General features: G+C 69.1%; 14 protein-coding genes, 1 tRNA gene and 1 other RNA gene. 6 read left to right on the plus strand and 10 right to left on the minus strand.

Annotation, left to right across the window (positions count from 1 at the left end; translation table 11 throughout):
* Positions 1–24 precede the first annotated feature (24 nt).
* The 5 genes from C5E05_RS10290 to pta form a co-directional block, all read right to left on the minus strand.
* On the minus strand, positions 25–1,296 hold the full coding sequence (locus tag C5E05_RS10290; protein ID WP_104243220.1) for an aspartate kinase: 1,272 nt from the start codon (positions 1,294–1,296) through the stop codon (positions 25–27).
* 833 nt (positions 1,297–2,129) lie between these two features.
* Entirely contained in the window at positions 2,130–2,726 is a 597-nt protein-coding gene (gene recR, locus C5E05_RS10295) for a recombination mediator RecR (protein WP_068476612.1), read from the minus strand.
* Between the two features lie 42 nt (positions 2,727–2,768).
* Entirely contained in the window at positions 2,769–5,687 is a 2,919-nt protein-coding gene (locus C5E05_RS10300; RefSeq protein ID WP_104341872.1) for a DNA polymerase III subunit gamma and tau, read from the minus strand.
* 385 nt (positions 5,688–6,072) lie between these two features.
* Complete coding sequence (locus tag C5E05_RS10305; RefSeq protein WP_104341929.1) at positions 6,073–7,260, minus strand: acetate/propionate family kinase; 1,188 nt, start codon at positions 7,258–7,260, stop codon at positions 6,073–6,075.
* A 54-nt stretch (positions 7,261–7,314) separates the two neighbouring features.
* Positions 7,315–9,429, minus strand: a complete 2,115-nt coding sequence (gene pta / locus C5E05_RS10310) for a phosphate acetyltransferase (protein WP_104341930.1) — start codon at positions 9,427–9,429, stop codon at positions 7,315–7,317.
* Positions 9,430–9,531: 102 nt separating this feature from the next.
* On the opposite strand from pta, the gene ffs reads away from it, so the two are divergent.
* The 3 genes from ffs (at position 9,532) to C5E05_RS10325 (ending at position 10,603) form a co-directional block, all read left to right on the plus strand.
* Positions 9,532–9,628, plus strand: an RNA gene (ffs, locus tag C5E05_RS10315) — signal recognition particle sRNA small type.
* A gap of 127 nt (positions 9,629–9,755) precedes the next feature.
* Positions 9,756–10,409, plus strand: coding sequence for an SDR family oxidoreductase (locus C5E05_RS10320; RefSeq protein WP_104341873.1), 654 nt, complete (start codon positions 9,756–9,758; stop codon positions 10,407–10,409).
* Positions 10,410–10,515: 106 nt separating this feature from the next.
* Positions 10,516–10,603 (plus strand) — tRNA-Ser (locus C5E05_RS10325).
* A gap of 148 nt (positions 10,604–10,751) precedes the next feature.
* Here the strand turns inward: C5E05_RS10325 and C5E05_RS20155 are convergent.
* From C5E05_RS20155 to C5E05_RS10350, 5 genes are all read right to left on the minus strand, one after another.
* Complete coding sequence (locus C5E05_RS20155) at positions 10,752–11,873, minus strand: hypothetical protein (RefSeq protein ID WP_181059521.1); 1,122 nt, start codon at positions 11,871–11,873, stop codon at positions 10,752–10,754.
* A gap of 257 nt (positions 11,874–12,130) precedes the next feature.
* Positions 12,131–13,450, minus strand: coding sequence for a hypothetical protein (locus tag C5E05_RS10335; protein ID WP_104341874.1), 1,320 nt, complete (start codon positions 13,448–13,450; stop codon positions 12,131–12,133).
* A 249-nt stretch (positions 13,451–13,699) separates the two neighbouring features.
* Positions 13,700–14,083, minus strand: a complete 384-nt coding sequence (gene rplL / locus C5E05_RS10340) for a 50S ribosomal protein L7/L12 (protein ID WP_104243228.1) — start codon at positions 14,081–14,083, stop codon at positions 13,700–13,702.
* A gap of 45 nt (positions 14,084–14,128) precedes the next feature.
* Positions 14,129–14,644: a 50S ribosomal protein L10 gene (gene rplJ / locus C5E05_RS10345; protein WP_104243230.1), complete on the minus strand. Its 516-nt coding sequence runs from the start codon at positions 14,642–14,644 to the stop codon at positions 14,129–14,131.
* A 255-nt stretch (positions 14,645–14,899) separates the two neighbouring features.
* Positions 14,900–15,781, minus strand: coding sequence for a LysR substrate-binding domain-containing protein (locus tag C5E05_RS10350; RefSeq protein ID WP_104341875.1), 882 nt, complete (start codon positions 15,779–15,781; stop codon positions 14,900–14,902).
* A 115-nt stretch (positions 15,782–15,896) separates the two neighbouring features.
* Here C5E05_RS10350 and C5E05_RS10355 point away from each other — a divergent pair, with 115 nt between their 5' ends.
* From C5E05_RS10355 to C5E05_RS10365, 3 genes are all read left to right on the plus strand, one after another.
* The gene (locus C5E05_RS10355) at positions 15,897–17,048 is read left to right on the plus strand and encodes an FAD-dependent oxidoreductase (protein WP_104341876.1); all 1,152 of its coding nucleotides are present in this window, start codon (positions 15,897–15,899) and stop codon (positions 17,046–17,048) included.
* Positions 17,045–18,307: an allantoate amidohydrolase gene (locus tag C5E05_RS10360; RefSeq protein WP_104341877.1), complete on the plus strand. Its 1,263-nt coding sequence runs from the start codon at positions 17,045–17,047 to the stop codon at positions 18,305–18,307. Before C5E05_RS10355 ends, C5E05_RS10360 begins: the two co-directional genes overlap by 4 nt.
* Before the next feature lie 185 nt (positions 18,308–18,492).
* Positions 18,493–19,536, plus strand: coding sequence for a YqaJ viral recombinase family protein (locus C5E05_RS10365; RefSeq protein WP_228497244.1), 1,044 nt, complete (start codon positions 18,493–18,495; stop codon positions 19,534–19,536).
* The last annotated feature ends 111 nt before the right edge of the window (positions 19,537–19,647 follow it).

Here is a 19,647-nt window from a genome sequence, read left to right on the forward strand (position 1 = left end):
AGTGCTCTTTTCTGCTCAGCCGCGTCAGCGGCCGGTGCCTGCGTAGACGACAGCCTCGGCGTCGCCGTCGAGGTCGAAGGCGGTGTGGATGACGCGGGTGGCCTCGGTGACGAGGTCGGCCTGCGTGATGATCGAGATGCGGATCTCGGACGTGGAGATCATGTCGATGTTGATGCCAGCATCCTTCAGCGCCGTGAAGAGCTTCGCCGTCACGCCGATGTTGGTGCGCATGCCGGATCCGACCAGCGAGATCTTCCCGATGTCCTCCGTGAGACGCAGCGACGCGTAGCCGATCTGCTCGCCCTCCGCGGCGACGGCGTCGAGCACGCGCTGCGCGTCGGCCTTGGGGAGCGTGAAGGAGATGTCGGTGACCTTCGTGTCCTGCTCGGACACGTTCTGCACGATCATGTCGATGTTCGCGCCCTGCTCGGCGACGATCGTGAAGATCGCAGCCGCCTTGCCTGGCACATCCGGAACCCCCGCGATGGTGATCTTGGCCTGGCTCAGGTCGTGGGCGACACCCGCGATCATTGCTGCTTCCACTTCGTACTCCTCTGCCCGGTCTGGGTTGTAGACGATGGTGCCCTCGTGGTCGGAGAACGACGAGCGGACGTGGAGCGTGACTCCCTGTCGGCGTGCGTACTCGACCGCGCGGATGTGAAGGACCTTCGCACCCGAGGCGGCGAGCTCCAGCATCTCCTCGCTCGAGATGTAGCTCAGCTTGTGCGCCTTGGGCACGATCCGCGGGTCGGCGGAGAAGACCCCGTCGACGTCGGTGTAGATCTCGCAGACGTCGGCGCCGAGCGCCGCGGCGAGGGCGACGGCGGTCGTGTCCGATCCTCCGCGCCCGAGCGTGGTGATGTCCTTGGAGTCGCGGTTGAAGCCCTGGAAACCGGCGACGATCGCGATGGCGCCCTCGTCGAGCGCCTCGCGCACGCGCACCGGGGTGACGTCGACGATGCGGGCATCGCCGTGCGTGGAGTCGGTGATCATGCCCGCCTGGCTGCCCGTGTAGCTCCTGGCGTCCATGCCGAGGTCCTTGATCGCCATCGCGAGGAGTGCCATCGAGACGCGCTCTCCGGTCGTGACGAGCATGTCGAACTCGCGCGCATCCGGGATCGTCGCGATCTGGTGGGCGAGGTCGATGAGGTCGTCCGTCGTGTCGCCCATGGCGGAGACAGCCACGACGACGTCGTTCCCTGCTCGGCGGGTCTCGACGACTCGACGGGCCACTCGCTTGATGCTCTCGGCATCGGCGACCGATGATCCGCCGTACTTCTGGACGATCAGACTCACGTGTCGTGTCTCCTCCGGTTCGGGATGCGCGTCGAGCCTCGCTCGCGCGCCACAAGCTCCCATCCTATCCGGCGGGGGCATGCGGTTCCTAGCGCGGGTGCCGTTCGTTTCCGTTGATTGCGGGGCGGTGACCGACTGACGACACTGCTCGCGCAAGTCGCTGGCGCCGCGCGGTCGCGCCGACCCGCTCAGGGACCCACCGACCCGCCGACCCACTCACCCGCCCATCCCCTCGACAGAGTTGTGGGCAGATACGGTCAACAACACGCGCAACCGCACCTACCCACAACTCTGCGCCGCGCGTCGTCGCACCGCCCCACGCAGGGCCCCACAGACCCGCAGACCCACTCGCCCGCTCATCCCCTCGAGAGAGTTGTGGGCGGATGCGGTCAACAACACGCGCAACCGCACCCACCCACAACTCTGCGCCGCGCGGAGTCGCACCGCCCCACGCAGGACCCCACCGACCCGCAGACCCACTCGTCCCCTCACCCGCAGACCCGCAGACCCACTCGCCCGCTCACCCGCTCACCCGCTCACCCGCCGACCCACTCACCCACCCATCCCCGCGACAGAGTTGTGGGCGGATGCGGTCAACAACACGCGCAACCGCACCCACCCACAACTCTGCGCCGCGCGGGTGGAGGTGCCTAGTCCAGGGGCGGCAGAAGTGAGGCCGGCGGGGCGAAGCGGAGATCGCGCGGCGAAGCGGAGGGCGCGGCGACACGGGGCAGCAAGCAGCGGCGGAGCGGAGCGTCGCGGCGGACGGCGCGGCAGGCGGCGCTGGCGCGGCCCCGGGGACCGGCGGAACTCGCCAGTCCGCCGCGCGACGGTCAGTCGATGGCGCGGCGGCCGGAGAAGGCGCGACCGAGGGTGATCTCGTCGGCGTACTCGAGGTCTCCTCCGACGGGGAGGCCGGAGGCGAGCCGGGAGACGGGCACGCCGATGCTTGTGAGGAGCCGGCTCAGGTACGACGCCGTGGCGTCTCCCTCGAGGTTCGGGTCGGTCGCGACGATGACCTCCTTGACCTCCCCCGATTCGAGCCTGGCCAGGAGGGTGCGGATGTTCAGGTCATCCGGACCGATGCCCTCCATCGGATTGATGGCGCCGCCCAGCACGTGGAAGAGGCCGCTGAACTCGCGGGTGCGCTCGATGGCGGCCACGTCCTTCGGCTCCTCGACGACGCAGATGACGGTGCGGTCGCGACGCGGGTCGCGACACACGTTGCACTCGGGCCCCTCGCTGACGTTGCCGCAGACGGTGCAGAACTGCACTCGCTCACGGACGGTGGCGAGGATCTGCGCGAGCCGCGACACGTCGAAGGACTGCGTCTGCACGATGTGGAACGCGATGCGCTGCGCGGACTTGGGACCAACGCCGGGCAGGCGCCCGAGCTCGTCGATGAGGTCCTGGATGATGCCTTCATACATGGCTCAGTTGCTCCGACCTTCGGATGATGGTGCACGCACGGCTCAATAGCCCCCGTCTTCAGGTGGTGGTGGTGCGGAGAAGTCGTCCTCAGGCGGCAGCTCGGCGGCCTCGGGTTCGGGCACGATGATGTCCTCGCCGATGAAGCGTGCGCCGAGGCGCTCGCGAACGATGGCCTCACCGTAGCGCTCGACGCCGGGAATCACGGGTGCGCTCGCGACGCGCTGGGTGCGCTTCGGAGCTGGCGCTGCCACGGGCGCTGACACCTCGTCGTCCACAGGTGCCGCCTGCACCGCGGGTGCTGCGCTCGTGGTCGCCACCGCACCCGGGGCGGATGCTGCGGGCACGCGAGGCGTCGAGCTCGCGCCCGAGGCAGGGCCAGACCCGGGGATGGCCGCGGTCGCCCATCCGGACCCGGGGCCGTCGTCGGGAACCGACTCCTGCCCGGGGATCTTCGCGACGGTCCAGTTGAGGCCGCTCGACGAGGACGAGGCCTTCGCCGGAGGGGTCGTGGATGAGCGCTCGGAGGGCGCCGGAGTCGCGGTCGGTGCAGCCGTGGACTGCTCTCGCGAGGTGCCGGCGGTGCGAGTGTCCGCCGCTCGAGTTTTGGCTGGAGCTGCAGCCGGTGCCGGGTCGGGCTCCGCCGGTGCCGGCGCCGGCTCGTCGCCGCGGCTGGGAGCCTGGCCTCCTCCTGGCGCGCCGGCGCCGCCCGCTCCGCCCGGTCGCTGCGGCTGGAACTTGACGGTGATGCCGAACATCTCCTGGATGGCGGTGCGCAGCACGGCGCTCGGCGCGTCGGCGGCGCCTCGTTCGCCTCGGAACTGATCGAGCACGGCGCGCGACGGCACCTCGAAGACCAGGAGGTCGCCGACGAGATCGCGCGGGTGCACCGACTGGGCGACGCTCCAGGCGTGTGTGCCACCGAGGTCGCGCATGCGCTCGAGCAGCGTCGGCCAGGCGTCACGCAGCTGCGCGAACACGGGCGGCTCAGCGGATGCTCGCGCGGCCGTGGCGTGCGGGACCGGAGCCGGCTCGCGGGCCTCGCCGGGTGCGGGTTCCTGCGCGGCGGTGAGGCCCGGCGCGGAGACGGGGGCCGGCGTGGACTCGGCTTCGGCTTCAGGCGCAGACTCGGGTTCAGGCGCAGACTCCGCGACGGGCGGAGCGGGTGGCTCGTCCTCGGCAGGGGCGTCGGCGTCCGCCGGCGCTTGGCCGTCGAAGGGCGCTTCGGCCTCGGCCGTGCGACCCGCGTCGGGCTCGGGCTCGGAGTCCTTGCTCGCTTCACCGACGGAGACCGGCGTGGTCTGCTCCTCGATGGGCGCGGAGGGAGGCCCCGCGTCCACGGCCGGTTCGGCCGAGGGCTCGGTCGGCGGTAGCACCACCGGAGCCGGAGCCGGAGCCGATGCAGGTGTAGGTGTAGGTGCGGACGCCGCTGGAGCCGGCGAGGCCAAAGCTTCCGCCGGAGTCGTTGCCGAGGCTGCGGGAGCGCCGGAGCTCGAGGTCGCCCCAGACCCTGGGGTCGCGGCGGCCCAGGACGCGGCGGCGAGACGCGCCGCAGACGCCGTGTCGGGCTCCCCGGCGGCAGGCGCGGCAGCGGGAACCGGTGGCACCACGGCCTCGTTCGGCGCACGGTCGGCAAGCGACTGCGACGGCGACGGCTGCGTCGCGTGGGCTGCGGCTGGTTCGGACCTTGAGGCAGGCGCGCCCGCCTGCGGAGCTGCGGCAGGCGCATCCGCTGGCGCCGACGCGGCGGAACCAACGGCCGGCGCGGTGGCACCCGAGGCGGCAGGGGCGGCGAGACGCTTCGGCGACGTGCCCGGCGCATCCGCGACGGCGAGCAACGTGCCGCTGTCGATGAAGTCGGCCCGCGACGCGACGAGGATCCGCGCGACGAGCAGCTCCAGGTGCAGCTTCGGCGAGGTCACCCCGCTCATGTCGGTGAGGGTCTCGTTGACGAGGTCGGCGATGCCCGTGAGTGCGGCAGGCGAGAATCGACCGGCCTGGACGCGAAGCGCCTCGACCTCGTCCGCTCCGAGCCCGCGAAGCACTGCGCCGGCACCGGGACCCGTGGCCTTGGCGACGATGAGGTCACGCAAGCGCTCGAGCAGGTCCTCGACGTAGCGGCGAGGGTCTTGGCCGGACTGGATGACGCGGTCGACCGCCGTGTAGGCAGCGGCAGGGTCGGCGTCGGCGAAGGCATCGATCGACTCGTCGAGCAGCTCCTGGCCGGTGAAGCCGAGGAGGGCAGCGGCGCGCTGGTAGCCGAGGAGACCCGTCTCGGAGCCAGCGATGATCTGGTCGAGCAGCGAGAGCGTGTCTCGGGCAGAACCGCCACCGGCACGCACGACGAGGGGCAGCACGCCGGGCTCGGCGGTGACGCCCTCGCTGGTGCAGAGCTCTTCGACGTACTCGAGCATGAGGGCCGGCGGGATGAGCCGGAACGGGTAGTGGTGCGTGCGCGAGCGGATCGTGCCGATGACCTTCTCGGGCTCGGTCGTCGCGAACACGAAGCGCACGTGCTCCGGCGGCTCCTCGACGACCTTGAGCAGGGCGTTGAAGCCGGCCGAGGTCACCATGTGCGCCTCGTCGATGATGAAGATCTTGTAGCGGTCGCGGCTCGGCGCGAGGATGGCGCGCTCCCGCAGCTCGCGAGCGTCTTCCACGCCACCGTGACTGGCGGCGTCGATCTCGAACACGTCGAGCGAGCCTCCGCCGTCGCGCGCGAGCTCGACGCACGACTGGCAGACACCGCATGGCGTGTCGGTCGGCCCCTCCGCGCAGTTCAGGCAGCGGGCGAGGATGCGCGCGGAGCTCGTCTTCCCGCACCCTCGCGGGCCGGAGAACAGGTAGGCGTGATTGACACGACCGGTGCGCAGCGCGGTCATGAGGGGTTCGGTGACCTGCGACTGCCCGATCATCTCGGCGAAGTTCTCAGGCCGATAGCGGCGGTACAGGGCTGTGGCCATGCGCACCATCGTAGACGCCACCACCGACAACGGGCGCGCCGCGGACCGTCCCTATCCGCACCGTGGGGCTCACAGCGCGCGCAGACTCTCCCCCTGCCAGCCAAGTGGCCCCGAAGCAGCGCCCCTGCCGAAATCGCTGCCAGCCAAATGACCCTTCAGAGGCGCCCTTCAGCGGCAAATCGGCGGGCAGCGGTCACTCTCCGACGACGCGGGGGCGTGGGGCGTGGGAGGCAGGGCGCGGGATGCGAAATGCGAAATGCGGATGCGGATGTGGAAAGCCGTGATCGGCCGAGGCAAGGGCAAGGTGGTCTGGTTCAGACCCCGCCGGGCCGAACCGAGCCGAGCCGGGTCATACCGCGCCCCTCCAGGTCAGCTCCGGCTCAGGTCAAGCGATCGCGGCCAGGCTCTGCCGCGCGATCTCGAGCTCCTCGTTCGTCGGCACGACCAGCACCTCGATGCGCGAGTCGTCCGTTGAGATGCGGCGAGCATCCCGCGACGACGACTCGTTGCGCTCGGGCGAGAGCTTCACGCCGAGCCATTCGAGGCCCTCGAGCACGTCGGCGCGCAGCTGGGCGTCGTTCTCGCCGATGCCGGCGGTGAAGACGATCGCGTCGACTCCTCCGAGCAGCAGCATGTAGGCGCCCAGGTAGTGGCGGATGCGGTGCGCGTAGACGGCGAGGCCGAGCTGAGCGCGCTCGTCGCCCGCGTTCGCCTTCTGCCGGACATCGCGCATGTCGCCGGACCCAGTGAGCCCGAGCAGCCCGGACTTGCGGTTCAGGAGGTCGTCGAGCTGGTCGATCGTGTAGCCGCCTCGACGCGACAGGTGCACGAGGACGGCCGGGTCGAGGTCGCCGGTGCGGGTGCCCATGACCAGGCCCTCGAGTGGCGTCATGCCCATGCTCGTCTCGACGGAACGGCCACCGTCGACGGCGCACATGCTGGCGCCGTTGCCGATGTGCAGCACGATCGTCTTGAGCTCCCCCAGGTCACGCCCGAGGAAGCCTGCGGTCTCCTCGGAGACGAACTTGTGGCTCGTGCCGTGCGCGCCGTACTTGCGCACCCTGTGCTCCTTGGCGACGGCCGCGTCCAGTGCGTACAGCGACGAGGCCTCGCTCATCGTCGTGTGGAAGGCCGTGTCGAAGACCGCAACGTGCGGCGTCTCTGCGAAGACGTCACGCGCGCCGACGATGCCCTCGAGGTTGGCGGGGTTGTGCAGCGGCGCGAGCGGGATGAGGTCCTCGATGTCCTGCAGCACCTTGCCGTCGATGACGGCCGCGTCGAAGAAGCGGCGCCCGCCGTGCACGACGCGGTGCCCCACGACGACCGGCGGGAACTCGGCGAGGCTCGGGCCGTGCTCCTCGAAGCCCTCCAGCATGGCCTCGAACCCGCGCGTGTGGTTGGGGATGTCCGCTTCGCGCGCGAAGGTCGCTCCCCCGGTCTTGTGCGTGACGCTGGCGACGCTCTCGCCGATGCGCTCCACGAGGCCGGACGCGAGCGTCTCCTCGCGGTCCATGTCGATCAGCTGGTACTTGAAGGACGACGAGCCGGAGTTGACGACCAGGACGATGCTCATGAGCACCCTTTCTCGAGACCCGCGAGAGGCGGGCGGGACGTGAGGCGGATGCTCCTAGGAGCGCTGCGCCTGGATCGCCGTGATGGCGACGGTGTTGATGATGTCGGAGACGAGCGCGCCTCTGGAGAGGTCGTTAATGGGCTTGTTCAGGCCCTGCAGGATCGGCCCGATCGCGACAGCTCCGGCGGAGCGCTGCACCGCCTTGTACGTGTTGTTGCCCGTGTTGAGGTCGGGGAAGATGAACACCGTGGCGCGGCCGGCCACCTGGCTGCCTGGCATCTTCTTGCTCGCGACCGCCGCATCCGTCGCCGCGTCGTACTGGATCGGCCCTTCGACGGGCAGCTCCGGCATGCGCTCGCGCACGATGCCGGTCGCGGTGCGGACCTTGTCGACGTCGGCGCCGGATCCCGACTCCCCCGTCGAGTAGGAGAGCATGGCGACGCGCACGGCGATGTCGAACTGGGTGGCCGTCTCGGCGGAGGAGATGGCGATGTCGGCGAGCTGCTCTGCCGTCGGGTCGGGGTTGACGGCGCAGTCGCCGTAGACGAGCACGCGGTCGGCGAGGGCCATGAGGAAGACGCTCGAGACGACGGAGACGCCCGGCTTGGTCTTGACGATCTCGAAGCCGGGGCGGATGGTGTGGGCCGTGGTGTGCGCGGCCCCTGAGACCATTCCGTCGGCGAGGCCGAGGTGCACCATGAGCGTGCCGAAGTAGCTGACGTCGCGCACGCGCTCGGTCGCGGCCTCGATCGTGACGCCCTTGTGTGCGCGGAGCCGCGCGTACTCCTCCGCGAAGCGGGCGACGTAGTCGGGGTTGCTCGTGCTCAGCACGTGAGCTGCCGAGATGTCGACGCCGAGGGCGGATGCACGGCCGCGCACCTCGGACTCCTCGCCGAGGATCGTGATCTCGGCGACCTCGCGTGCCAGCAGCGAGCCCGCCGCCACGAGGATGCGGTCGTCGCTCCCCTCCGGCAGGACGATGTGCTTGCGGTCGGAGCGGGCCCGGTCGAGGAGCGTGTTCTCGAACATGAGCGGCGTCACGACGAGCGACGGCTTGACGTTGAGGAGCGCGACGACCTCGATGGCCGGGATGTGCTGCTCGAACTTGGCGAGTGCGAGGTCGATCTTGCGGCGTGAGATGCCCGCGGCGGCGAGGCGTCCGCGGGTCTGCATGATGCGCTGGGCTGTGTCGTAGGTGCCGAAGTTGGTGCGGATGATGGGCACCTCGACATTGAGGCCCTTGATGAGGCGCTCGATCGCCGGCGGGAACTCGAACGGGCCGTTGACGACGATGCCCGTCAGCGACGGGAACGTCTCGGCTCGCTGCGCGAGGAGCACGGCGAGGAGCACTTCGGTGCGGTCGGCCGCGATGACGACGACGGCACCCTCCTTGAGGCGCTCGAGGACGTTCTGCATGGACATGCCCGCGAGCACGACGCCGAGGACCTCGCGACCGAGGAGCTCGCGGTCGCCGTAGACGAGCTCGCCGCCGACCGCATCCAGAAGCTGCGACAGGGACGGAGCCATGAGGAGCGGCGTCTCGGGGATCGCCCACACGGGCACCTTGTGGCCGAGCTCGCGGAGCGCGCGCTCTGCGACGGCGGCACGCACCTCTTCCGTCGCGTGCTCGTCGGCGCGGTTGATGGCGATGGCGAGCAGGGTCGCGTGCGCAGCGTCGAGCTCGGGGAGGGTGACCTCGAGCGCCTGCGCCAGCTGCTCTGGCGTGCGCGGCTGCCCCTTGTCGGCATCGAGGCCGGTCAGGACGAGCAGGACCGGCGCGCCGAGGTTCGCGGCGACTCGAGCGTTGAAGCCCAATTCGGCGGGGTTGCCGATGTCGGTGAAGTCGCTGCCGACGATGACCACGGTGTCGCAGCGCCGCTCGAGGGCCCGGTAGCGGGTGACGATGCGGGACAGCGCCTCGTCGGGATCGGCGTGCACGTCGTCGTAGGTGACCCCGAAGCCCGACTCGTACTCGAAGCCGCGGTTCTGCGGGTCGAGCTGCGAGAGCAGGAGCTCGAGGATGTCGTCTCGCGCCTCAGCGCTCTGCACGATGGGTCGGAACACGCCGACCCGGCCGATCGACCGGCTCAGGGCACTCACCACGCCGAGCGCGATAGCTGACTTGCCAGAGTGACCCTCTGATGACGTGATGTAGATGCTTGTCCCCACGTCAGGCAATGGTAGTCGGGTGCCGAGTCAGCGGGCTGTCGTGATCCTGCCAATTCGAATCGCCCCCGATTCGCGTCTCGCTCACGTCGCGCTATGATGGTCGACGGCTCCTCGCGTGGCGCCATCCAGGCCAACTCCCCCAGGGCGGAAACGCAGCAAGGGTAACCGGGCTCTGGCGGGTGCGCGGGGGGTCTTTTCTTTTCCTGCGACTCATCCCCGCCACTCAGGCCGCAGCTGCCCGTTCGATCGCCGGCCCCGCGGCCGCTCGCAGATCGCCCGCCGCGAACGCTGGCCGTGAACTCAGGCTGACCAGCTTGACTGCAGGCATGAGAATTGCAGTCATCGGTGGAAATGGTCAGATCGCACGCCTCCTGACAACCCAGCTCATCGAGCGCGGTCACCGCGTCACGAGCATCATCCGCAACCCGGACTACGTGGACTCCCTCAAGGAGCTCGGCGCGGATCCAGTCATCGCCGACCTCGAGCAGAGCACGGCGACCGACCTCGCCAAGCAGCTCGGCCATGTGGATGCAGTCGTCTTCGCCGCGGGTGCTGGCCCCGGCAGCTCCGCGGAGCGCAAGCTCACGCTCGACCGCGACGGCGCGATGCTCTCGGCGGATGCTGCAGAGATCGCGAACGTGCGCCGGTTCGTCGTCGTCTCCGCCATCGGCACGGATACGTTCGACCGCGACTCCGACGACGTCTACCAGGTGTACCTGCGGGCGAAGAGCGAGGCCGACGCCGATATCCGCGCCCGCAGCGCGAAGCTCGACTGGACGATCGTGCGCCCCGGCGGCCTCACCGACGACGAGCCGACTGGCCACGTCAAGGTGGGCGAGCAGGTCGAGCGCGGCAGCATTCCTCGTGCAGACGTGGCGGCGGTGATCGCGGCCCTGCTGGTTCGCCGCGTGGGCATCCACAAGCAGTTCGAGGTCGTGTCTGGCGACGACGAGGTGGGCGAGGCAGTCAAGAAGCTGTAGCCAGGGCGCGCCTCGCGGGCTCGCCGCGGGTCGATTTGGCCCTCGCGTTCACGAACGGTCGCCAGACCCGCTATGCTCTTTCGAGGTGAGCGCCTGGCGCTCCCGTGGAGGATTCGCCTAGTGGCCTATGGCGCACGCTTGGAAAGCGTGTTGGGTGAAAGCCCTCAGGGGTTCGAATCCCCTATCCTCCGCCACGTGCACGAAAGCCCCGACCAGGGATTCCAGGTCGGGGCTTTCGTCATGCTGCAGGCAGGGCGTACGGACGGGCAGGCGCGCGTGCGGGAACGCGAAGAGGGCGCCACCCGAAGGTGACGCCCTCTTCACGAAGAGCTCGGTGAGCTACTAGGCCTTCTTGGTCGCCAGGCGGCGGGTGACGAGCACGCCGGCTCCCGTGGCGAGCGCGAGGAGACCGATGCCGGCTGCGCCGAATGCGTCTTCCGCACCCGTCGTGGCGAGCTCAGGCGACTTGTGGCCCGTGTTGGTGCCTCCGCCGTTGCCCACGGGGACCGTGGTGACCGTGGGTGCCGTGGTCGGCGCGGTCGTGGTGCCCGGCGTCGCCTCGGCGATGAGGAACGTGAACGTCGCCGAAAGACCGCTCGACTGCGAGAGCGTCACGGTGTACTCACCGAGGGGCAGCGGGGTGCCCGACTGGTTGATGAGGACGCCCGGGTAGCTGCCGTCTTCCCCGACCACGGAGTCGTCGGTCGGGTCGACCTGGACCGAGGAGCCGGACGGGGAGGTGACCGTGAGGTCGAGCGCGAGGCCCGGCGTGAAGTTCTGCGCCGTGTACGTGATGTCGTCCGTCGGGAGGAAGCTGTCTGCGTTCGCGTAGGCGAGCGGAGCCTCGACCGTGGGGGTCGGCGTCGCGGTCGGCGTGCTGGTCGCCGTCGGCGTGGCCGTGGGCGTTGCCGTCTCAGTCGGCGTTGCCGTCTCGGTCGGCGTGGCCGTCGCGGTCGGCGTCGCGGTCTCGGTCGGCTCCGGGCTCGACTCCTCAGCCACGGTGAAGCCGAACGTCACGACGTGCTGTGCGGGGCCGGATGCGTCGGTGTAGTTCTGCGTGATCCTGACGCCGTAGTCACCCACGTCGAAGCCCAGGGACGAGATGAGCTCGCCGCTGTAGTTGCCGTCGCTGTCGACATCCCACGCAGCGTCGCCGCTCGGCTCGACCGGGACGGTCGAACCGTCGGGCAGCGTGAGCGTGATGCTGGAGAGAGCGAGGTCAGGAGCGAACCCCGTGAGGGTGTAGGTGATGTTCTCGTCGGGCGTGAAGCTCGACTTCGTTGCCTGCCCCGTCGCCTCGGATGCGGCGGACGTCTCCGCCGGAGTCGTGCTCTCGACGGGAGGGGTGGTCGTTGCTGCGAACGCAGGGGCGGCAGTCAGCACGGCGCCGCCGGCGAACACGCCGAAGGCGATCGCGAACGCGGACGCGCGCTTGCGCGACGGAGAGAAGAATGAGGAAGCCATAACCAAATCTTGGCCCGACTCACAGGTGATGTCCAGAAGGTTAAGTCGGAACATAGCGAAATCGAGCTTGCTTCGGTTCGTGCCGAGGCGACTAAAGCCCTGGTCAAACGACATTTACGGGCACGGTTTTGGACCGGTATCCAGACTGGGGACTTCTCCCCAGTTGCGTGAAAACGCATGGAAATCGCCGCCGACAGAAAGAAAGCGGGGCTGGAGCCATTTGGCCCCAGCCCCGCTCATCGCAATCTTCGTTGCTGTCAGCTTTCGCGACGGCGGCTCAGGAAGCGCGCGCCAGTCACCGCGGCGGCACCGACGCCGAGGACGAGCAGGCCGATGCCCGCCGCGCCGAAGGCGTCTTCCGCGCCGGTGGTCGCGAGCGACTTGCTCTGCGCCTTGCCCTTGGTGTCGCCGTTGCCAGTACCGTTGCCGCCACTTCCAGCCGGGGCAGAAGTCGCGCTCGGCGACGTGCCGCCGGTGGCTGGCGTCTCGCCGGTGACCGAGAAGGACGTCGTGGCCGTCTGCTCTGCCGCAGCTGCTACGGCGTCGGGCTCGAGCTCCACCGCCGAGGGCGACTCAGCAGACGCCGTCAGCTCGGACTCCTCCTGCACGATGAGCGGCACCGCGCGGGCGGAGTCGGCAGCAGGAGCGTCGGTCTCCTCGCCAGCCGCGGGGCTGATGGTCGTGAGCGTGATGCCGTAGTCGCCGACAGCCCAGGCTGCGTCGTACGTGATGATGCCGGCGTAGTTGCCGTCCGCATCCGGAGTGATCGGCTCGGCGGACTCGAACTCCGCGGAGCTGCCATCCGGGAGCAGGAGCGTGAGGCCCAGCTCGGCGCCGGGTGCGAAGCCGGTCGCGACGTAGGTGATGCCCTCTGCGGCCTCCTCCTGCGTGTAGCTGGCCTGCTCGGTTGCCACAGCGGGGGCCGCAACGGGAGCCTCGGTCTCGGTCGGGGAGGGCGTGACCGTCTCCGTCGCAGTCGGGGCGACGCTCGCGGTCTCCGTCGGCTCGAGCGTGGGCTCCTCGGTGAGCGTCGGCTCGGGGGTCTCTGTGGCCGTCTCGGTCGGCTCGGGAGTCGCCGTCTCGGTCGAGGTCTCGGTCGGCTCGGGAGCTGCCGTCTCCGTCGGAGCAGGCGTCTCCGTGCCCGCCGGCGCAACTGCCGCGAACGCCGTCGAGGCCTGCAGGCCCTCCGACTCGAAGATCACGACCGAGTAGTCACCTTCGCTCCACGCCTCGTCGCTCTTCAGCTCAGCGCTGACGGCACCAGCTTCGTCGACCTTGTGCGACTCGGTTCCCCAGGACCAGTTGGTCTGCCCGTCGGGGCCGACAACCTGCACGTGGACGACGTTGCCCGGCGTGAAGCCAGAGCCCGTGACCGTGACGCCGGAAGCGTCCGCCGCGATCGCTTCCTCGGAGACCGAGGCCGATGCCGGGCCGCGGTCGACACTCGCGTCGACCTGGTCGCCGTTCGCTGCGAACGAAGGCGCGGCCGTGACGGCGACGCCACCGGCAACGACGCCGAAGGCGATGACGAGGGCCGTGGTGCGAGCGCGAGCGCTCTTGAAGGTGTCGGAAAGCATGAGGGGACGCTAACACGGCGGATTATTGTGCGTCGAGGCCGAAATGGGGTCAAGCGACACGCGGAAAGTTGCGGATTCTCGTCAACACACCAGTCACATTGGTCACACTGACCTCAGGAATCGCATCTTCAACAGGGATTTTCTCGCAAACAGGAACGAGGCACCGCATCCAGAAACTGGATGCGATGCCTCGTGAAAAAAGTTCCTTCGGCGTGTCGGAACACACCGCGCAGAACCGCTGCGGGATGACTACTTGACGGTCACCGAAGCGCCGGCAGCCTCGAGGGCGTCCTTTGCCTTGTCAGCAGCTTCCTTGTTGACGCCCTCAAGAACGGCCTTCGGAGCACCGTCGACGAGTGCCTTCGCCTCACCGAGGCCGAGGCTCGTGAGTGCGCGCACCTCCTTGATGACCTGGATCTTCTTGTCGCCAGCGCCCTCGAGGATGACGTCGAACTCCGTCTTCTCCTCCTCTTCGGGTGCGTCAGCTGCTGCAGCAGCAACGCCTGCAACTGCAACGGGAGCAGCAGCGGTGACCTCGAAGGTCTCCTCGAACGCCTTGACGAACTCGCTGAGCTCGATGAGCGTGAGCTCCTTGAATGCTGCGATGAGCTCTTCAGTCGTGAGCTTTGCCATGTTTTTTCTCCTTGTGTGTTGTTCTAGCCGCGAGATCCCGTAGGACTAGTTCGCGGACTCCTGCTTTTCGCGCAATGCCTCGACCGTGCGAACAGCCTTGGCTGCAGGCGCGGTGAACAGGTATGCGGCACCGAACAGCGAGGCCTTGAAGGCGCCGGCAAGCTTGCCGAGCAGAACTTCGCGGGACTCGAGGTCGGCGAGCTTGTTGACCTCTTCTGCACTGAGGGGGTTTCCGTCGAAGAAACCACCCTTCAGGACAAGCTGAGGGTTGTCCTTGGCGAAGGTACGAAGACTCTTCGCGACTGCGACGGGGTCGCCGTGCACGAACGCGATTGCGCTCGGGCCGGCCAGCTCGTCGTCGAACGCGGTGATTCCGGCGTTGTTCGCCGCAATCTTCGTCAGCGTGTTCTTCACCACGGCGTAGCTTGCGTGCTCACTGATCGAGCGACGCAGCGTCTTGAGCTGCGCAACAGTGAGACCGCGGTACTCAGTCAGCAGGACGGCGGTCGAGTTCTGGAACAAGTCCTGAAGCTCGGCAACAGTTGCTTCCTTGGTCGCCATGGCACTCCTCTCTCTCTTGCACGTGCATGACGTTTGTCATTCACGCACCGCAGGCGCATCTTCGATGCACAACACACAAAAAAGCTCCGGTCGCAGGTGGACCGGAGCTGAGAGGATGCGCTTGCGCGCAGAGCAGATCTGCTTCGTTCACCTGCGCGGGACGTTCTTGCGAACCTTCGTTCGTGTGCGTTCTCACGCACAACGAAGACCTGCGGTCTTGGGCTTCCGAAAGTGTACATGCTCGCGCGGCGACCGTCAACGCGAGTCGCGAAGACTCTCGATGAGCAGGCTGGAGCTGGGATGAGAACGCTGGCCTTCGACGGCGTAGAGCTCGGTGCGGGGCGAGCCGAGCAGTGGGCGTGCGACAACCCCCGGCATGTGGAACCGGGCCACCGACGCCGGCAGGATCGAGGCGCCGACGCCCGCCGCGACCAGGCCGAGGACCGTCTCCTGATGCACGACGCTCTGCACGATGCGCGGCACGGCCTGGGCTCCCCCGAGCCACGACATGACGGCAGAGACGAAGCCCGGCATGAGCTCGAACGGGAAGAGCACCACCGGCTTCCCGTGGAAGCCCTGTGGTCCGATGATCGCCTCGGCGGCAAGCGGGTCACCAGCGGGGAGCACGGCCACCAGGTCCTCCCCCTCGAGCAGCGTGGCGCGGAGCCCGGGAACGGCGAGGGGGTCGCGGAGTATCCCGACGTCCAGCTCGCCTTCGAGCAGGAGCGTCACCTGCTCGGCGCTCGTGAGGGACTGCGGCTCGAGCTGGATGCGCGGCCTGAGCAGCTGGAACGCCTGCAACCCCCTGGGCAGCACGCTGTAGCTCGCCGAGCTCACGAAGCCGATCCGGAGCCTTCCGGCCGTCCCTGCCGCCACGTCCCCGAGGTCCGAGACGGCCGCGTCCAGGTCGTCGAGGACCGCCCCGACTCGCTGTCGGAACATCCGGCCGGCCGCAGTGAGGGAGACGCTCCGCGTCGTCCGCTCGAACAACGGCACGCCGAGCTCGTCCTCGAGCTTGCGGACGGCGACGGTCAACGGTGGCTGCGTCATGTGCAGGCGTGCCGCAGCACGACCGAAGTGCAGCTCGTCGGCGACGGCGACGAAATACTTGAGCTGGCGCAGTTCCATGACTTCCATTCGCGATGCATATCAAATGCTCTGCAAATGATATTGGACACACGCGCACCTCGGTGGCCTACTGGAGGTCGAGCATCACTCGAGCACCACTCGATCAACCTCGCAGGGAGCGGATATGACCGACACGATCGTCATCGGCGCGGGACTCGCCGGCGCAGCGGCCGCCTGGCATCTCACCGAACGCGGACACCACGTGACCGTTCTCGAACGGACGACCCCGGCGAACGATCACGGGAGCTCCCACGGTTCCGCTCGCATCTTCCGGTATGCCTACCCGGAGCAGATCTACACCGACCTCGTCGTGCGGTCGAAGGCGGGCTGGGACGAGCTGCAGCGTGTCAGCGGCACGCAGCTCATCCGCCCGACCGGCGCACTCGACCACGGGAACATCCGCGACCCCGCGGGCCTCGCGGCCGTGCTGGAGGTCGCAGGTGTCGAGCACGAGCTCCTCAGCGCCGAGGCAGCCAAGCAGCGCTGGCCGCAGTTCCAGTTCGAGACCGACGTGCTCTGGCATCCGGGGGCCGGAGTTCTCGACGCTGGCGGGACCGTCGACGCGCTCCTGGCCGCCGCATCCGCAACCGGGATGCTCGAGCTGCGCACCTCGTGGCCCGTCGCCCGCGTCGAACGCACCGGCAGCGGCTACCGCGTGCATTCGGCCGACGGGGCGACGGTCGACGCGGACAGCATCGTCGTCGCCGCCGGCGGCTGGCTCCCGGCGCTTCTCGGAGAGCTGTCGCTGCCGACCGCGTTCCTCGATCAGTTCCCGAAGCTGGAGGTGCGCCAGGAACAGGCGTACCACTTCCCCTACCTCGACGATGCGGACTCGGGCCCCGACGCCGCCCCCTGGCCGACCTTCATCAGCAAGTCGCGTCAACTGCAGACCTACGGGCTCCCCGGCGGACGCGACGCCGACTGGCGAGGGCAGAAGGTCGCGCAGTTCAACGGCGGCAAGATCATCGACTCCGCACTCACGCAGGACGGCATCGTGGATGCGGCCAACCGCCGCGCGCTCATCGCGTACGCCGAGAGGTTCCTCCCCGGCGTGCGGCCAGAGCCGTTCGCCGAGACGACCTGCCTGTTCACGACGACACCGAGCGAGGACTTCGTGATCGACCGGGTCGACAACCTCGTGGTACTTTCGGCCTGCTCTGGCCACGGCGGGAAGTTCGCTCCGCTACTCGGAGAGCTCGCCGCCGACCTGCTCACCGGAGCGGGCACCGTTCCCGATGAATTCCGCATCGCCGCAGCGACAGGAGCCGCAGCATGAGCACAACCACGACCGCGACCACGGCGAACGCTGCCCACCCGAGCTCCGTGTCGGCGCTCATGCGCGAGATCGAGCACCTCGGGCGCGACCGGACGCGGGGCGGCTACAGCAGGCCCGTGTACTCGCATCCCGAGCTCGAGCTCCGCGAGTGGTTCCTCGCCGCCGCCGCGGCCCGCGGGCTCGACGTCGAGATCGACGCCAACGGCATCATCTGGGCCTGGTGGGACCGCCCCGACGGCAACCGCTCCGGCGCCCTCATCACGGGTAGCCACCTCGACTCTGTTCCAGGGGGCGGCGCCTTCGACGGCCCCCTCGGGGTGACGGCAGCCCTCGCCGCCGTCGACCTCCTCCGCAGCGAGGGCCGCCAACCCAGCGTCGCCATCGCGATCGCGGTGTTCCCGGAGGAGGAAGGCTCTCGCTTCGGCGTGGCCTGCCTCGGCTCGAGGCTCCTCACCGGTGCCATCGACCCGGACCGGGCCCGATCGCTGCGGGACGCGGACGGCACGACCTTCGCGGAAGCGTCGGCCGCGGCCGGCTTCGACCCAAGGCATCTCGGCCCAGACCCCTCGAGAGTCGCGCAGTTCAGCGCCTTCATCGAGCTGCACGTCGAGCAGGGCCGCGGCCTCGTCGACCTCGCCGGCCCCGTCGCGATCGGCTCATCGATCCTCGGCCACGGCCGCTGGCGAGTGAGCTTCACGGGCCAGGGCAACCACGCCGGAACAACGCTCATGGCCGACCGGCGCGACCCCATGGTCGCCGCAGCTCGGCTGATCGTCGGCATCGAGGAGATCGCCCGCACCGTGCCGGGCGCCCGCGCGACCGTGGGTCGACTCGAGCCGGTCCCCGGCGGGACCAACGTCATCGCATCCCGGGTCGACGCGTGGCTCGACGTGCGCCACCCGGACGATGACGTGACCGCTGCACTCGTCGAGCGCATCCGTACTCGAGCGAGCGAGGTGGCTGCCCAGCAGGGCTGTGAAGCCGTGCTTGTCGAGGAGTCGCTCTCACCGACCGTGTCGTTCGACGCGAACCTCCGAGACACGCTCCAGCACGCGCTCCCCGAGGCGCCGGTGCTCGACACGGGAGCCGGCCACGATGCCGGAGTGCTCGCGGCGCACCTGCCCACCGCCATGCTCTTCATCCGCAACCCGAGCGGCATCTCGCACTCCCCCGAGGAATACGTCGAAGACGCCGACGCCGACCACGGCGCGCGGGCGCTCGCGACGGCGATCATGGCAGTCGAGGCAGCCCCGCACTGACGTGCCGTGGCGGCACGACCGTGACTGACGTGCGTGGCCGGCGGGCGCAACGCGCCGGGGACTTTCGCGGCAACGGCGCCTGGTACCGGATCTGCCGGTGGTGTGGGGAGGTGGAGCGACGTCTTTTCTTCCGACAGACGGCACTCCCTGCCGGATCTGTCGGTGGTGTAGGAAAGAATGAACAGATGGTCATGTTCCGCCCGAGCCACGACGTCGACGAGACGTCCTGGTTCGGCGAACCCAAGACCGAGCCCAAGACAGCGCCGAAGTCGCGGCGGCGGGACCGCGAGCTCTACGGCCCGGCCGCGCTCGTCGACTACGCGGCGCCGCCCGCGCCGATCCGGCAGGAGCAACCGCGCACGAGCGGTGGACTCACGGAGCTCCCCGCCGAGCCGCTGCCGCGCTTCTACACCTCAGAGACCCGGCCCGCGTCCGCAGCAGCACCGCTCTCGGCAAGCGAGGTGGGCGTCTGGCGCGCCCACGTCCCGGCCTCCGCCGAGACCGCCGCCATCGAGCTCCCGGCAACGCGCGAGGTCGAGGCGATGAGCGCCCACCTCCTTCGAGTGCTCGCCGACTCCAACGACCGCGCGGCCTGGCTCAAAGCCCGCTCCGACGGCGTCACCGCGACAGACGCGGCACGACTCGCGACCCCCTCCTCGGTCAAGCAGGTCGTCAAGGACAAGGTCATGGGCACCTCCTTCAACGGCAACGCGTACACCGACTTCGGCCGGCAGCGCGAGCCGGAGATCGCCAGGTGGGTCATGGAGCGCCACGGCATCCCAGCGAGCGGCCTCCTCTTCCACGCCGAAGCGTCGAAGAGCCACCTCGCGACCCCCGACGGGCTGCACTGCGACGAGGAAGGACGCATCCTCCTCGCCGAGATCAAGACCACCAACAAGGTCTGGAAGCGCATCCCCCGCTCGTACATGCGGCAGATCTGGTGGCAGCAGTACGTGCTCGGCGCCGAGCGCACCCTCATGGTCTGGGAGCGGCACCAGGACTTCATCGTCGTCGACCGCGAGCCGAAGTTCGTGTGGATCGACCGCGACGAGGCCGAGATCGCGAAACTCGTGACGCTCGCCAACGAGGTCCTCAAGGACGTCGAGAAGTACCGCGGTGAGTTCGCGCAGTACTCCACGGGCAACGCCGCGCCGTTCCAGGGGTATGGCAACACGCACAGCAGCAGCGACTACACGCAGTCGTTCTACGACGCCGAGACCTACGCGTAGCCAGCCCCACGGGAGCGGCTCCCTTTCCGGGGGAGTCTCCCTTTCCGGAGGAGTCTCCCTTTCCGGGGGAGTCTCCCTTTCCGGGGGAGTCTCCCTTTTCGGGGGAGAATG

This window comes from Pseudoclavibacter sp. AY1H1 (assembly GCF_002931055.1).
GTDB lineage: Bacteria > Actinomycetota > Actinomycetes > Actinomycetales > Microbacteriaceae > Pseudoclavibacter.